At 50.8% G+C, this 15507-nt stretch carries 11 protein-coding genes; 7 read left to right on the top strand and 4 right to left on the bottom strand.

All coding sequences use genetic code 11. From position 1 onward, the window contains the following. Position 1: 1 nt before the first annotated feature. Positions 2 to 1600, bottom strand: coding sequence for a RagB/SusD family nutrient uptake outer membrane protein (locus tag IX84_RS11635; protein ID WP_044220454.1), 1599 nt, complete (start codon positions 1598 to 1600; stop codon positions 2 to 4). Positions 1601 to 1618: 18 nt separating this feature from the next. Further along, positions 1619 to 4612, bottom strand: a complete 2994-nt coding sequence (locus IX84_RS11630) for a SusC/RagA family TonB-linked outer membrane protein (RefSeq protein WP_044220452.1) — start codon at positions 4610 to 4612, stop codon at positions 1619 to 1621. Between the two features lie 439 nt (positions 4613 to 5051). Here IX84_RS11630 and IX84_RS11625 point away from each other — a divergent pair, with 439 nt between their 5' ends. The 6 genes from IX84_RS11625 to IX84_RS11600 all read left to right on the top strand — a co-directional run bounded on the left by IX84_RS11625 (position 5052) and on the right by IX84_RS11600 (position 12170). Then, the gene (locus IX84_RS11625) at positions 5052 to 6326 is read left to right on the top strand and encodes a PDZ domain-containing protein (protein ID WP_081968718.1); all 1275 of its coding nucleotides are present in this window, start codon (positions 5052 to 5054) and stop codon (positions 6324 to 6326) included. Between the two features lie 144 nt (positions 6327 to 6470). Then, positions 6471 to 6911: a GNAT family N-acetyltransferase gene (locus tag IX84_RS11620; protein ID WP_044220445.1), complete on the top strand. Its 441-nt coding sequence runs from the start codon at positions 6471 to 6473 to the stop codon at positions 6909 to 6911. 9 nt (positions 6912 to 6920) lie between these two features. After that, a complete protein-coding gene (locus tag IX84_RS11615) occupies positions 6921 to 8396 on the top strand; it encodes a sodium:solute symporter family protein (protein WP_044220442.1) in 1476 nt (491 codons plus the stop codon). Then, positions 8393 to 9556: an amidohydrolase gene (locus IX84_RS11610; RefSeq protein WP_052515959.1), complete on the top strand. Its 1164-nt coding sequence runs from the start codon at positions 8393 to 8395 to the stop codon at positions 9554 to 9556. The genes IX84_RS11615 and IX84_RS11610 overlap by 4 nt, the downstream gene beginning before the upstream one ends. Positions 9557 to 9712: 156 nt before the next feature. Beyond that, positions 9713 to 10867, top strand: a complete 1155-nt coding sequence (gene alr, locus IX84_RS11605) for an alanine racemase (RefSeq protein WP_044220440.1) — start codon at positions 9713 to 9715, stop codon at positions 10865 to 10867. 229 nt (positions 10868 to 11096) lie between these two features. Continuing rightward, positions 11097 to 12170 carry an alanine racemase gene (locus IX84_RS11600; RefSeq protein ID WP_044220438.1) on the top strand — a complete coding sequence of 358 codons (1074 nt, stop codon included), beginning with the start codon at positions 11097 to 11099 and terminating at the stop codon, positions 12168 to 12170. Positions 12171 to 12179: 9 nt separating this feature from the next. Here the strand turns inward: IX84_RS11600 and IX84_RS11595 are convergent, their stop codons facing one another. Both IX84_RS11595 and rimK read right to left on the bottom strand, forming a co-directional pair. After that, positions 12180 to 13139, bottom strand: coding sequence for a succinylglutamate desuccinylase/aspartoacylase family protein (locus IX84_RS11595; RefSeq protein ID WP_044220435.1), 960 nt, complete (start codon positions 13137 to 13139; stop codon positions 12180 to 12182). Positions 13140 to 13141: 2 nt separating this feature from the next. Then, positions 13142 to 14026, bottom strand: coding sequence for a 30S ribosomal protein S6--L-glutamate ligase (rimK, locus tag IX84_RS11590; RefSeq protein ID WP_044220433.1), 885 nt, complete (start codon positions 14024 to 14026; stop codon positions 13142 to 13144). 73 nt (positions 14027 to 14099) lie between these two features. On the opposite strand from rimK, the gene IX84_RS11585 reads away from it, so the two are divergent. Further along, positions 14100 to 15404, top strand: coding sequence for an MFS transporter (locus IX84_RS11585; RefSeq protein ID WP_044220431.1), 1305 nt, complete (start codon positions 14100 to 14102; stop codon positions 15402 to 15404). The last annotated feature ends 103 nt before the right edge of the window (positions 15405 to 15507 follow it).

Below are 15507 nucleotides of genomic sequence, written 5' to 3'. Positions count from 1 at the left end.
CTTAGTACCCAGGGTTCTGCGTCAATCCTCCACCAGCATTGATCTGCTCCTGCGGGATTGGGAAAATATTTAAGTATGGCTCAGAAGCAGGCTTCTCCCACCATTCGTCGTTGTACTTACCAAAACGGATAAGGTCAGTACGGCGGGCAGTTTCCTGGAACATTTCACGGCCACGCTCTGCGAGGAATTCCTCTTCAGTCAGGTTGCCATTGTACTCAGAAACACCAGCACGTGCACGAAGCACGTTTACGTCTGCTTCAGCAGCTGTCCAGTTGCCAGCCTGACGAGCTACCGCTTCTGCGCGGATCAGGTAAACTTCGCCCAAACGAACGATGGGGAAGTCATTGTCCATATCTGAACGACCAAACTGCTTGTAGCTAAACTTCGCCGGACGAGCGCCAGCTTCGCGCAGTGAGTTTGGAGCCAGCTCGTTGATTTCCGGCGTATAGTTCAGCTGAATATCATCATCATCAGCAGCGTAGTCCAGCAAGGCAGAACCACTGAAGTCCAGCTGAGGACCAACGATGAAGTTATTCTCCTTACGGGCATCACCATCTTCGTAGGAATTGTAGAATTCCTCGAGGGTAGCATATCCGTTCCAGGGCTGCTCCTGGAAGTTCCAGGTAAACTGGCTGGAATAGTGCAGGTTCATCTGGCTAAAGTTCATACCGGCACCAGTAGCTTCGTCATAGCGTACAGAGAAGATATGCTCTGGGTTACCTTCGTTATTAGCTGCAAAAACAGCTGCATAACCTTCCAGTTCAGCAGGGTCTGAGTCTACCCGTGGGCGCTTGCCCAGGTTAGGTACAGAGCAGCCTTCACCGCAAAGTACGTACTGACCGCTGTCGATAATATACGAAGCTGCAATCTCAGCTTTGTCATACATAGGCGTACCCGTGTATACTTCTGCATTGAGGTACAACTTAGCAAGGATTCCCATAGCACCATAGCGATTCATGGAGTAAGCAGAGCCACCGTCGGCAAGCTGGCTGTTGGACAAATCCATAGACTCACTTACTTCAGATATGCCCAGGGCTGCGAGGAGTTCACTTTCAACAAAGTTAAAAACCTCCTGACGGGAAGCTTGTGGTGGGTCCTGATTGGTCTCAGTTGCCAGCTTCACCCGACCATAGGAGTCCAGTAAGCGCCAGTAGAAATAGGCACGTACTGCACGGGCTTGTGCGACTTCTGCATCGCTCAGGTTACCACTACCCAGGTTATCATTGGCAGTAGCAATAGCGTTGTAGGTTTGCACCCATGTACCGTTAATAAATGGATGGTTTGGTGTGTAAGTATGCTGGTGCAAGCGAATCAAGTCACCACCATCAAACCAGTCACCACCTTTCGCACCGATGAACATTTCATCAGTGGTGATTTCCTGAATGGAGTAATATCCACCGTGGTTAGCTGTACCGGCGTTACGGAGCTCACCATAAAGGGCGGTCAGCGCCCCGTCACTACTGCCGGGGCCTCCTATATTGATGCCTTCCACAACGATATCTTCAGTGATATCGCCTACCAGATCTTCTTCCAGGTCGGTACAAGCCGCCATAGAAAAACCCAGGCATACGATTAACGAATATTTAAAAAGTCTTTTCATTACTTTTTAGTTTTCAAGTTAGAAATTAAGATTTACGCCCAGTGTGAATGTCCGCGAAGCAAAGTAGCTGTAGCGGCGGTCGATACCAGGGCTAAGCACATCAGGATTAGAGAAGTCTACTTCTCCACCGTTATCTGATGAACCATAGTCTACTAATGATGGTTCAGGGTCTGTACCGGTATAGTTCGTCAGTACGAACAGGTTTTGTCCGGTAAGCGACACTGTAAGACCGCGAATCGCGCTTCCTTTCTCAAAGCTGAATCTTCTGGAGATCGTCAGGTTATCCAGCTTGAAGAAGTCAGCCTCTTCCACATAGAGTGAGCTGAATTGAGCAGAAGTCAATCCTGGCTCTGCTAACTCTGTATTAACAAAGTTATAAGAAGTCTGCGAAGAAATGCGAGGCTCGTAGAACGCACGGAAAGTATTAACAAGGCTATGGCCTAATGCCCCACGGAAGAAGGCATTTACCGACCAATCACCGAAGGAAAGTTGGTTTGTCCAGCCGAATTCCAAATCGGGGATACCATTGCCCAATGTGGTAAAGTCTGCGTCAGGGTTCAAAGCATTACCCTGATCACCAATCACCTGGCCGTCACCATTGATGTCTTGAAGGATTGGAGATCCATCTTCACCTACACCTTCAAAAACAGGCCCCCAGATCTGACCGATCTCCTGACCTTCACGGATGACAACCATGTTGGTTCCGTTCTGACCAGGTGCACCGAGGTTAGCGCGCTGCTCTTCAGGTACTACGTATTCTTCGAGTGTAGTTTTGTAAGTGCTAAGGATCAGGCCCGTGTTCCAAATCATATTATCCTTGCGGACCACATCATAACCCAGTGTCAGCTCAGCGCCCTGAGTAGTGAGCAAGCCAGCATTCTCAAACCGGCGGTCTGTACCAAATACAGCTACATCAACCGTACGCTCCAGGATGAAGTCCTGAATATTACGATCATACAGGTCTAAAGTAGCATTGAAGCGCCCCATTGTGAATTCCACACCGAGGTTCAGCTCCCCTTTTTCCTCCCACTTGAGTTCAGGGTTAGCAGCACGGATCAATTCTGTGGAGACACTTCCGTCGTCTCCGTTTACAACTTGGCGGATGGGCTGAGATAGTCCGTTTGGTCCAGGCAGGGCACCTGTTACACCGTAACCTACCCGCACTTTCAGGAGGTCTACGTTATTGATATCAAGGTAGCGGTTAACGTCGACACCTACACCCAGCGCAGGGAAAATACCCCAGCGGTTGTCTGCACCAAGCTTGGTAGAACCTTCACGTCGAACAGATGCGTTCAGGAAGATCGCATCATCAATTGTCATGTTCGCACGGGCGAAGAAGGCAATGATTTTCTCATCAGGAGAAACAGCACTGTTGGCCTGAATAAAGCCAGCGTTCTGCAAGTCCTGAGAAGTCTGAATCAAGTTGCCAAAGTCCAGCGTATTGTCCGGGAAGTCACCCAGGCTGAGGAACTTAGACTCGAAGTTGTTCTGCTGATAAGAGTAACCACCTGTAACACGCAGGTTAGAACGGCTGCCTACATCTGCAACATAAGTCAGGTAACCTTCAAACAACTGGAAAGAGGTGATCTCATCGTAAAACTCAGCAAGGCCCTTGCGGGTTGGGCTGGTTGCGTTACCTCTGAACAGTGAAGTAGTGGGATAGTACTCTTCGTTAGCCACAGTAGTCTTTTGGTTTGCCACGCGGCCAGCAATTTCCAGATTAGGCGTAATGTCGTAGCCTACCCGTGCACCATAAGTAACTTCTGTACGTTGTCCCTGATTGCGGTTTTGCTCGATGATAGAAACCGGGTTGAAGCTATCAAACAAGCCCAGTGTCTCGAAAAAGCCGCCATACTGCTCGCTTGCAAATGGGAATGGCGCGTTGGCACCAAGGACCGGAGCAGTAGGGTTGTACAGTACACCATAGCGGAGGGCTTCGTTGAAGCCAAAATCAGAATTCCGGTTGGTAAATGAAGAGTTGAAGTCGATGCTAACTTTCTCGTTGAAAGCTTTTGTAGAAAGGTTCACACGCCCGTTGAACTGCTCAAAACCAGAGTTCTTCAGGATACCATCCACATTACGATAGTTACCGGAAACACGGTAAGTGGTATTCCCTGATCCCCCGGAAGCAGACAAGCTGTGTACGTTGCTAATACCAACGCGCGTCACTTCATCGATCCAATCGGTTTGGCTGCCCAGGTCTGTACCTCCGGCTGCAACGAATTCGTCAGGGCTCATAACCGGCACACTGTTGAATGCCGTTGAGGCAGCAGTCTGACCATTATAAGAGAACTCGACGCCCTTGCTTTGGCTACCGGAGCGGGTAGTCACCAGGATAACCCCTGAGGAACCCCGTGAACCGTAGATCGCAGCGGCAGAGCCGTCCTTCAGGACGGTTACGTTCTCAATATCGTTGGGGTCAACGTTATCAAGAGAAGCACCAATGATACCGTCTACCACTACAAGTGGCTCAGTGTTGGCACCTACAGTAGAGATACCGCGCAGGCGGATAACGCTCTGCCCGTTGGGGTCACCACCCCGGTTGTACACCTGAAGGCCAGCCACCTTACCCTGTAATAACTGGGAAGGGTCGGTGATAGGCCCCTGGTTGAAATCTTCAGCGCTCACTGAAGTAACCGCAGAAGTAATTTCCTTCTCCTTCTGAGAACCATAACCTACAACAACGACCTCCTCCAGCTGCTGACCAGCAGAGAGGGTAACGTCGATCTTGGTTTGGCTGCCAATTTCAACGCGCTGAGAGCTGTATCCTGTGTAAGAGAATTCCAGCTCTTTGGCATTTTCTGAAACGTTAAGGGAATAAGCACCATCAAAGTCCGTAATGGTACCAGTGCTGGAGCCAACAACGAGTATGTTTGCCCCGATTAGAGGCTCACCCGTCTCAGCATCCGTAACCGTACCGGTGATGGTACGCTGTGCAAAAGTGAAATTACACAGCAGGAGCGCCAAGACAAGGAGACCGCCCCTTGTCATGGAGTTGATGTTAAGTTTCATACACTACTTTGGTTTAGTTAGTAAAAACTATGTCTGATTAATAAATCCTGTTACTGCAAACGAAGCCGTCAAACCCTGAGGGCAGCGCTTGCAATTTCTTTGCTGAAGCCGGGGCTTCATTTGTTCAATGGGATCAATGGGATAAAAATCAAGGTCATAGACAAATTGTGTCTGTTTTACACTAACTAGTCCGTAAAAGTCTCAATTTAGCAGGAAAAAACAAAGATCAGCAAACAGTTTTTTACAAATAAGCTTCAAACCAAATTAAATTATGATGTTAAAATAACGTTAACCGCTTGTTCCTGCAAGGAAAACGCCCCAATTTTATTTTCCGCTGCCTGCGCAAAAAAGATATCTGCAGATGCTGAGCAAATGTCGGGCATACCGGAACTCCTACGGAAATATACTGTTCTGAATCTTAGCAAAGAATACCTGCCACATGCCAAAACCCAACGATTTGTTTGCAACTCCGTTCCTCCGTTGCCTTCGGGTGGTGCTGACGGCGCTCTGGCTGGCAGGCGGCCCCGTTTCATATGCACAGTACACCGATCTGGAAATCACCGGCGGGAAAACAAAAATCGATCTTCCGTTCCGGTATACCAATGGCTTTATAGTTGTTCCGGTTGTGTTCGAAAACTGGTTCCCGCTAAACTTCATCTTTGATACGGGAGCCGAGCATACCATTCTCAGCCAACGGGAAATCACCGATCTGCTTCAACTCGAATACCGCCGGCGTTTTACCCTGATTGGCTCCGACCTGAGCCGCGAGTTTTATGCCTATTTGGTTTCAGGCATCAATTTGCAGGCTGGCTCGGTACTGGCCAAAAACCGGTCCATTCTGGTACTGGAGGAAGACTACCTAAGGTTTGAAGATTACACGGGTGTGGAAATCCACGGTATTCTGGGGGCTGATTTTTTCCGGAGGTTTGTAGTGGAGATCGACTATCGCCGGCAGCTCATTACGCTGTATGATCCGCGGGAATTTGTAAAGCCCGGAAAGGGTTTTACTCCGGTTGCAGCGAATTTCAGAAAAAGCAAGCCCTACGTTTTTCCTGAGGTGGCCCTGCGGCAGGGAGACACTAGTACGCTGAAGCTGCTTCTCGATACCGGAGCTGCCCTTCCGTTGCTCATCAACACCGACAGCGACCCGGGGCTGGTGCTTCCCGAGCGGGTCATCCCCAGTAATCTCGGTGCAGGGCTGGGTGGCTTCCTGAGGGGCTATCAGGGCAAAGTCTCCAGCCTGGAAATCCCGCCCTATCAATTCTCAAGCGTGGTCACCAGCTATCAGGAAATCATGCTGGGAACGGCAATAGACAGTAGCAGCCTGGACCAGCGCAACGGCATTCTGGGCAATGAAATATTAAGGCGGTTTACTGTTATTTTGGATTACGTTCGGGAGGAAGTCTACCTTGAGCCCAATAAAAACTATGATGACGAATTTAAGGTAGACCGCAGTGGTATGCTCGTCATCGCCACGGGGCCCGGGCTTCGAGACTTCTTAATCTACAGCGTTATTGAAGGCAGCCCGGCTCATGAAGCCGGATTGAAGCCTGGTGATGAGATCAGGCGCATCAACTGGGTCCCCACCTCATTCCTTACGCTGAGCAGTATCATCAACCGGCTGCAGAAACCTTCCGGTAAACGTTTGCGCATTGTGGTCAGACGGGATAAGGAGCGCATCAAGACCTCATTCGTACTTCGGGACCTGATTTAAGTTTTGAGCCCTAAAGCCAGGCCCTTTCCCTCCGAGCTTTTATCCTCAGCTGATATTCCTTATATTCCGCCATATGCCTGATGCTCCTCAACCTGAGGGCGCAGGCAACGTTCTATCATTGAATTAAATCATTTACAACCACTTATGAATATTAAGGTATATACCCCTTTTGAACCTGCCACTATTTCGGAAAAGGAACATATCGTCAATTTTCTGTTCCATCACCTCGATCAATACGGCGATGCCCGGGAGGACATCCACAAAGCTATCCAATATGCTTTGAAGGAAACCGCTTCCCATGGCGGCTTTGTCATTGCCGGAGAACTGGAGGGCGAGATTGTGGGGGCGGTGGTCATCAACCGTACAGGTATGGAAGGGTATATTCCTGAAAATATCCTGGTGTACATCGCTGTCGACGGTAGTCAGCGCGGCAAAGGTATCGGTAAGGCCCTCATGCAAAAAGCCATCGACCTGGCACAGGGGGATATTGCCCTTCATGTAGAGCCGGACAACCCGGCGCGCCACCTTTATGAGAAGCTGGGCTTCACGAATAAGTACCTGGAAATGCGCCTTAAGAACAAGTAAACCCATTTTATGCATTGGATTGATATTGTTATTTTCATCGTCTACTTCCTGGCGATGCTGGGGATAGGTTTTTTCTTTTTCAAGCAAAATAAAAACTCCGACGACTACTATGTGGGTGGCCGGGATATGGGCAGCCTGCACATCGGTCTGTCCGTGGTCGCTACCGATGTTGGGGGCGGTTTTTCCATTGGCCTTGGTGGGCTGGGCTTCCTGATGGGCATTTCCGGCTCCTGGATGCTATTCACAGGGCTTATTGGTGCGTGGCTGAGCGCCGTCTTTCTCATCCCAAAGGTCAACCGGCTTTCCAAGAAGGTGAACCTGCTGACCTTTCCGCAACTTTTTGACTTCCTTTTCAACCCAAACGTAGCCCTTCTCGCAGGCATTATTTCTGCTATTGGCTACCTGGGTTTCACCAGTTCGCAACTGCTGGCAGGGGCCAAATTAGCCTCAGCTACCTTTACGGGCCTCAGCCTGACTCAGGCTCTTGTAATTATGGGCGTGATTGCGGTGGTCTATACCGTAGCAGGCGGTTTGAAAGCTGTTATTTATACGGATACGGTACAGTGGATTATCCTGATGGCAGGCCTGGTGTTCATCGGTATCCCATTGGGTTACTTCGCTGTTGGTGGTATGGAGGGTATACGGGAGGTGGTCCGGCCAGAGTTTTTGCAGCTGACCAACGTCTCCTGGTCGCAACTGGTCAACTGGGGCGTTACCATCATCCCCATTTGGTTTGTAGGCATGACGCTCTACCAGCGGATTTATGCCTGCCGTGACGAGCAGACGGCAAAGCGGGCCTGGTATACCGCCGGGCTTTTTGAGTACCCGATTATGGCTTTTATGGGCGTTCTGCTGGGGCTGTTTGCCCGGGTGGGTGCCGATCAGGGTATGTTTGTGGACCTGGGGTACACCGATCCTGAGGCGATGGACGCGGAGATGGGGCTGCCACTCTTGCTGCGGACGGTGCTGCCTGCCGGGCTGACCGGGCTTATGCTTTCTGCCTATTTCTCCGCGATCATGTCTACGGCAGACAGTTGCCTGATGGCAGCCTCCGGTAATGTGGTCACGGATATCCTGGAGCGCTTCCTGCCATTAAAAGGGGATGAAAAGAAAATCCTGCGTTATTCTCAGGTTGCTACCTTTGCGATCGGTGCAGTCGCCCTGCTTATTGCCATGAGTATGCAAAATGTGCTGGAGCTTATGTTGCTCTCTTATGCCTTCATGGTATCCGGGCTCTTTGTGCCGGTCATTGGTGGTATGTACTGGAAACGAGCAACGCCGACTGCAGCGTTTTGGGCCATGCTCCTGGGCGGGGGCACTACCCTCCTGCTTATTCTGACCAGTTGGCAGCTGCCTTACGATTTGGATGCGAATATTGCGGGGATTTCTATTTCTGCCCTATCCTTCATAATATTGAGCTACGTAACCACCCCGCCGGATATACCGGCTGCGGTAAAACTATCTGATACAACCCGTACGCTATGACCCAAACCAAGCCTTCCTGGATGAGTGATATTGATCAGCTACGGCGCTACCTGCATCAGTACCCTGAGCTAAGTGGCGAGGAGCATGAAACAGCGGCATTTCTGGCCAGGTCTCTTCAGAAACTGGAGCCTGCACAACTCATTGAAGGCATAGGTGGCTGTGGCATGGTTGCTGTTTTCGACAGTGGGCACCCTGGCCCTTCCGTACTGTTCCGGACAGAGCTGGATGCCCTGCCTATTCAGGAGGTTAATGACTTCGACTATCGGTCTACGAAGGAAAATATCGCGCACAAATGCGGGCACGATGGGCATATGGCGGTCATGATGGGGTTTGCAAGAGCCCTGTATCACCATCCACCGGAGAAAGGGCGGGCTCTGCTCCTTTTTCAACCTGCCGAAGAGATTGGAGCCGGTGCCGAATGGATGCTGAAAGACGAAACTTTCGATCAGGTATTGCCCATTGACTACGCAGTAGCTTTCCACAATTTACCCGGTTTTCCGCTAGGTACTATCGTTTGCAAAGAAGGCCCGTTCAGCTCTTCAGTCCAAAGCCTCATTATCCGCCTCAATGGCAAGACCTCCCACGCCGGAGAACCGGAAAACGGCATCAATCCAGCCATGGCTATTGCCGAAATTATCAAAGAAGCGGACATTGCCTGCCAGCCCAATATTGAGGAAGAAGGCTTTGCTATCCTGACCCCGGTGCACATACACATGGGCGAAGTCGCATACGGTGTTTCTGCCGGCTATGGTGAAATACACCTGACCATCAGGACAAAAACAGAGGAGGAAATGCAGGCCCTGAGTGACCGGCTGCTGAGCTACGCCGGGCGGGTTTCCCAAAAGTATGGATTGCAGCTCGATACGGAGTGGACCAATGTATTCCGGACAACACAAAATGACCCCGAAGTGGCCGGCATCATTCAGCAAGCTGCCGCGGATAACGGATTGGAGTACCATGCCAAAGACTGGGCATTCAAGTGGGGAGAAGACTTTGGGGCATTCACACAACAATTCAAAGGGGCCATGTTTGGCATTGGGGCGGGAGAGGACCACCCTGCACTGCATAACCCTGATTACGATTTCCCCGACGCCATCACCCCGGTTGGCATTGACATGTACCGGCGCATTCTGGAGCATCTGCTAGAGCGCACAGACTGATCAAAATTAAAACATTTCTATTGCTATCAGAAAACAGACAAGTCTTGTTCGAACACAAAGGGCAGCTTTAACGTCAGAAATAAACACAAAATAAGGAGCTCCCCGCCGCTGTAAAACTCAGCCAGGTTCCTTAATTTACGCTCAACAACTCTGCCCATGCTAGCGACATCAAAAATTACTATCAGCCGAAAGGCACTGGAAAGCAACTACCGGTTTATCCGCAATCAGATTGGCGATGATGCCAATATCTCGTGGGTGGTCAAGGGAAATGCCTACGGCCACGGTATCGAAATGTTCGCCCCGCTTGCCGTGGCTTGCGGCGCAGAGCACTTTAGTGTGTTTGATGCCAGTGAGGCCTATCGGGTCAGGAAAAGCCTTCAGGACAAAGAAGTGCAAATTATGATCATGGGGATGGTGGAAGACCAGCATCTGGAATGGGCAATCGAGAACAACATCGAGTTTTATGTTTTTGAGCCGGAGCGGCTGGAGGCCGCTGTGCGGGCTGCGCGTAAAGTTGGCAAAAAAGCAAAAGTTCACGTTGAGGTTGAAACAGGCATGAACCGTATTGGCTACGAAGCGCATGAGCTGCCTCATGTGGCAGAACTGCTGCTGAAACACCCGGACCTCCTGCAGTTTCAGGGGCTCTGCACCCACTTTGCCGGGGCAGAGAGCATTGCGAACTACGTACGGGTCACGCAACAGCGCAAGACCTACAAGCGCATTCTCAACTGGTTTGCCAATCAGGGGCTGCAGCCGGATATCAAGCATGTGGCCTGCTCAGCCGCAGCAATACGCTATCCGCCCACCCGGCTGGATATGGTCCGGATCGGCATTCTGCAGTATGGTTTTTGGCCCAGCCGGGAAACCCTCATTGAGCACAACAGCAAAGTCAACCGGCAGGACAACCCGCTGGAACGCCTGATCTCCTGGAAAAGCCAGGTGATGGACACCAAAACGGTAAAAACCGGAGAATACGTAGGCTATGGCACCTCTTACATGGCAACAAAGGAGATGAAAGTAGCCACCATCCCGATTGGCTACGGCCACGGCTTCACCCGCTCGCTAAGCAACGCCGGGCGGGTCCTCATCAGGGGCAAGCGGGTGGGCGTCATTGGCATGGTCAACATGAATGCCATTACGGTGGACATTTCCCAGGTGGATCACGTGGAACGAGGTGATGAGGTGGTTATCATCGGCAATCAGGGAGAACTGGAGCTTGGCGTCTCTGCATTTGGAGAGTTTTCCCAGCAAGTCAACTACGAGTTGCTGACCCGCCTGCCTATGGATATCCCCCGGGAAATTGTAGATTAGCCTAACATGATTAAACCTAGATAACATACGTTTGTTTACCAATTTGAAGATAGAAAGCAATCTTTAAATTAAGCCTTACAGTAATCGAAGCTTTTTACAACACGCTGTCCATTCCATTTTCCGCTCAGCGGAAGCACTATTCCTTTGCTTTTTCCGGAAATTCTGCTTTAACCCATGGCCTCTGCGCCTGCCGGTAAAGCCACTCACTTTATAACTTCACTAAATCACCATGGCTTACCTGACACTTAACAAAAGTCACCTTCGGCACAATTATGAGTACCTTGACAGGATATTCAAAAAGCATGATATTGACTGGGCAATCGTTACCAAACTCCTGTGCGGTAACGAGGACTTCCTGAAAGAGGTGGTCAATCTGGGCATCAAAGAGGTCTGCGACAGCCGGATTTTCAACCTTGCCAAGATTAAGAAGGTGGCCCCGGATATGCAAACGGTGTATATTAAACCGCCAGCTATGGGTGAAGTGGAGGATGTGATCCGCTACGCAGATGTAAGCTTCAACTCAGAAAGCGCAACAATTAAACTTCTGTCCGAAGAGGCACAGCGGCAGGGCAAGGTGCACCGCGTGACCATCATGATTGAGCTCGGTGACCTGCGGGAGGGCATTATGGGAGAAAACCTCATCGAATTTTATGAGAAAATCTTCGAACTGCCGAATATCGAAATCGTCGCTATCGGTTCTAACCTGAACTGCCTGCACGGTGTTATGCCCTCAGAAGACAAGCTGATACAGCTTAGCCTTTACAAACAGCTCGTGGAAGCCAAGTTCAATAAGAAAATTCAATGGATTACCGGTGGTACTTCTGTAGTGCTGCCGCTGTTGTTCCGTCAGCAGATACCCTCGGGCATCAACCACTTCCGTATTGGCGAAACGCTTTACTTTGGAGTGGACCTGTTTGAGGAAAAGCCTATAAAAGCGATGAAGCCCGATGTGCTGCGGTTGTTCACACAGATTATCGAGATCACTAAAAAGCCTAAAGTTCCCATCGGACAGTTGGCTGCCAACCCATCCGGTGATGTCTTTGAAGTAAATGAAGAGGACTATGGCAAGGAGTCCTACCGGGCTATACTGGATATCGGTACGCTCGATATTTCTGTGGAGTACCTCATTCCGGATGATGAAGACATCAATATCGTCAATGCCAGCTCAGATATGCTGGTGGTAGACCTGGGTGACAAAAGCCCCAACTACAAGGTAGGCGATGAGATATCCTTTCAGCTCAAATACATGGGCGCGCTGAGCCTGCTTAATTCCGACTATATTGAAAAACGGGTTATTGAGTAAAGCCTGTTGTTATTCGTAGGCGATATGAAATAGTGCATCCCCCTGATTAACCACAGCAGCATTACTGTGCCCTATGATGCAGCCGGTATGAGAGGCTTTGACCGCTTTACTGTCTTTGCTGCCGTAGGGATCGTTAATCCATCCGATCTCTTCTCCTTTCTCCACCTGATCCCCTGATGACTTTTCCCAGAGGAAGAGCCCGGCTTTAGGCGAACGTACCCAGCTTTGGTGGCTGAAGTGTTGCCGCAGATAGGGCTGCCCGGCTGCTTCCCCCGGAACCATACCCAGGTAGCTCAGCAGGCGGTCGAGCCCCGCCAGGCCATACTCGATGGAGGCGGCATCATAGCGTTGGCTTTCTCCACCTTCGAAGATCAGGGCGGGCTTGCCGTACTCCAGGGCAATTTTCCGGAAAGACTTCTGAATGGGCGCTTTGGCCACACTAAAGGGTGCACCGAATACTTTAGCAAGTTCCTCGCTGCGCTCATCGCCTTTGCTGTAGCGTATCTGCGGGTAGTTGTACAAATTAGCTCCGCCTGTGTGGTAATCGAGTATAATATCGACACCAGGCAGCACCTTTTTAGCCAGGGCATTCGCCAGGCGGGAGGCCAGAGAGCCCCGGCTGCTGCCCGGAAAAGAGCGGTTGATGTCTTTACCATCCGGCACTTCCCGCGACCGGTTTACAAAACCATAGACATTCACCAGTGGAATCGCTACGACACTTCCTTTTTGCAGTTCAGCAAAGCGCCCGTTTTGAAGTGCCCGGCGCACGATCTCCACCCCATTGATCTCATCCCCGTGGATACCTGCCATAACCAGCAGGGCCGGGCCGGGGGCCTCCGCACGAAAGACATGCGCCTCGATCCGGATAGGGTTGCCGGAGGGTAACTGGCCAACCGGAATTTTAACCACTTCATCCTCCCCCGGAGCGATACTTGACTTGTGGATTTCTAATGGCAGGGCTTCACTCATAGTCAGGATGATTGCGCTAAGGTTTCTTCGATAAATTGAATGATTCTTCCGGCAACGTTTATACCGGTGACGGTTTCTATCCCTTCCAGCCCGGGAGAGGCGTTTACCTCCATAATCAGTGGGCCGCGCTCTGAACGCAAAAAATCCACCCCACCGACATGGAGCCCCATAATTTGTACAACTCTTACGGCCAGCTCCTGCTCTTCGGGGGTAAGCTTCACCTGCCTTGCAGAGCCGCCGCGGTGCAGGTTGGAGCGAAACTCACCGGGCCGGGCCTGCCGTTCCATGGCAGCCACCACCTGATTATTGACCACAAGCACCCGGACATCCCTGCCCCTTGCCTCCCGGATAAACTCCTGCAGCATCACGCGATTGTTCAACCGCTGAAAAGCTTCCACGGTAGATTCTACCGTACGGAAGGTTTCTGCAAGTATGACCCCTATGCCATGAGTACCCTCCAAAAGCTTGACGACTACCGGCAATCCCCCCAGCTGACTGACCGCCGCCTGCATATTCTGGCCGGAAGCGACGAAGACCGTTTTAGGGATCTGTATACCATGTTGCGCAAGGCGGTGCAGGCAGCGCAGTTTGTCCCGGGCTTCAATCAGGGCGGCGGCATTAGCGGCCACAAAGACATTCATATTCTCAAACTGGCTGATGACAGAAGCTCCGATGGAAGTTACGGAAGCTCCAATACGGGGAATGACCGCATCAAACCGTTCCAACCGATACCCCTGATAGAGGATACGGGGGCGGTCGCGCTCCAGTACTAAAGAACAGCGGGTATGATCAACAACATGCATTTCGTGCCCTCTTTTGATCCCTGCCCTGATCAGACTCTGGGTGGAATACAACTGCGGGCCACGGGAAAGAATCGCGATTTTCATAATTCCGAATGGTTATTCGTAATTTACGCACTGATCAAAGGTAATCCAATTTTCCTCACGCTCACCACATCTTATGGCTCCATCTTCTACAGATTTCCCGATTAATGACAAGCGCATCATCAATGGCTGGGCCATTTTTGACTGGGCCAATTCCGCTTTTGCGCTGGTGATTACCGCTGCAATTTTCCCGGCTTACTTTGTGGCGGTAACGGATGAGGACCTCTCCGTCCTTGGGATGGAAATGTCCAATAGTTCCCTGTATACTTTTGCCATATCGGCTTCGTACTTCATCATTGCCCTCTTCTCCCCTTTCTTATCCGGCATAGCAGACTATGGGGGCCGGCGGAAGTTTTTCCTTAAGTTTTTTACCATTTTGGGTTCCTTATCCTGCCTTTCCCTGTTTTTCTTTAAAGGTATGGATCAGCTCGAACTGGGGACGGTCGGCTTCATGCTGTCTATGATTGGTTTTGCCGGCGGGCTGGTATTTTACAATGCCTTTTTGCCCGTGATCGTCACCGAGGACCTCTACGACCGGGTGAGTGCACGGGGGTTCTCCTTTGGCTATATCGGGAGTGTTATTTTGCTCATTATCAACCTGGTGATGGTGCAGTTTTGGGAAGGTTTGGGTTTTCCTGATCAGGGCACGGCCACACGCTATGCCTTTCTTTCCGTAGGGCTGTGGTGGATCGGCTTTGCACTTATCCCGTTCCGGCGGCTTCCTTCGGATGAAAAGCAAAAGGCATCTCCTGAAATGCTGCGCAAAGGGTTTCAGGAACTGAAAAAGGTCTGGCGTGCGGTGAAGGGGGAGCAAAACATTCGTTCCTTCCTGTTTTCCTTTTTCTTTTACAGCGCCGGCGTGCAGACGGTGCTATTCCTGGCCAGCACCTTCGCCAGCAAAGAGCTTAACTTTGAGACTTCCGAGCTGATCATCATCATCCTGCTGCTCCAAGTCGTCGCCATCCTGGGGGCTTATAGCTTCGCCCGCCTCTCAGAATGGAAAGGCAATAAAATATCTTTGATTACCATGCTGCTGATTTGGATGGCGATTTGTATTGTAGGGTACCTTGTGCAGGAGAAAGCTCAGTTTTACGCCATCGCGGCAGCCGTTGGGCTCGTTATGGGAGGGATACAGTCCCTGTCCCGGTCTACTTACTCCAAGCTAATCCCCGAGAGCTCCGATGATACGACTTCTTACTTTAGTTTTTATGATGTACTGGAAAAGGTAGCTATTATTATCGGCACGTTCACCTTTGGGTTAATGGAGCAGATTACCGGCAGTATGCGGCTGAGTATGCTGGTGCTAAGCGGATTCTTTTTGGTTGGGCTGCTTTTGTTGCTCAGGGTAAAAGTTCGGGCTACTGCAGCACCAGTGGTGTAAATTACAGGGGCTACTGCAGCATATAAAAGAGCGCCGCCCGGCACGCTACGAGAGCGGCCGGGCGGCGCTTTTCTATTGTAGTCAATGAGTCGCTGAACTTAAT

Source organism: Phaeodactylibacter xiamenensis (genome assembly GCF_000759025.1).
Lineage (GTDB): Bacteria > Bacteroidota > Bacteroidia > Chitinophagales > Saprospiraceae > Phaeodactylibacter > Phaeodactylibacter xiamenensis.
The sequence above is the reverse complement of the archived record's forward strand: the minus strand, read 5'-3'. Positions and strand labels throughout refer to the sequence as shown.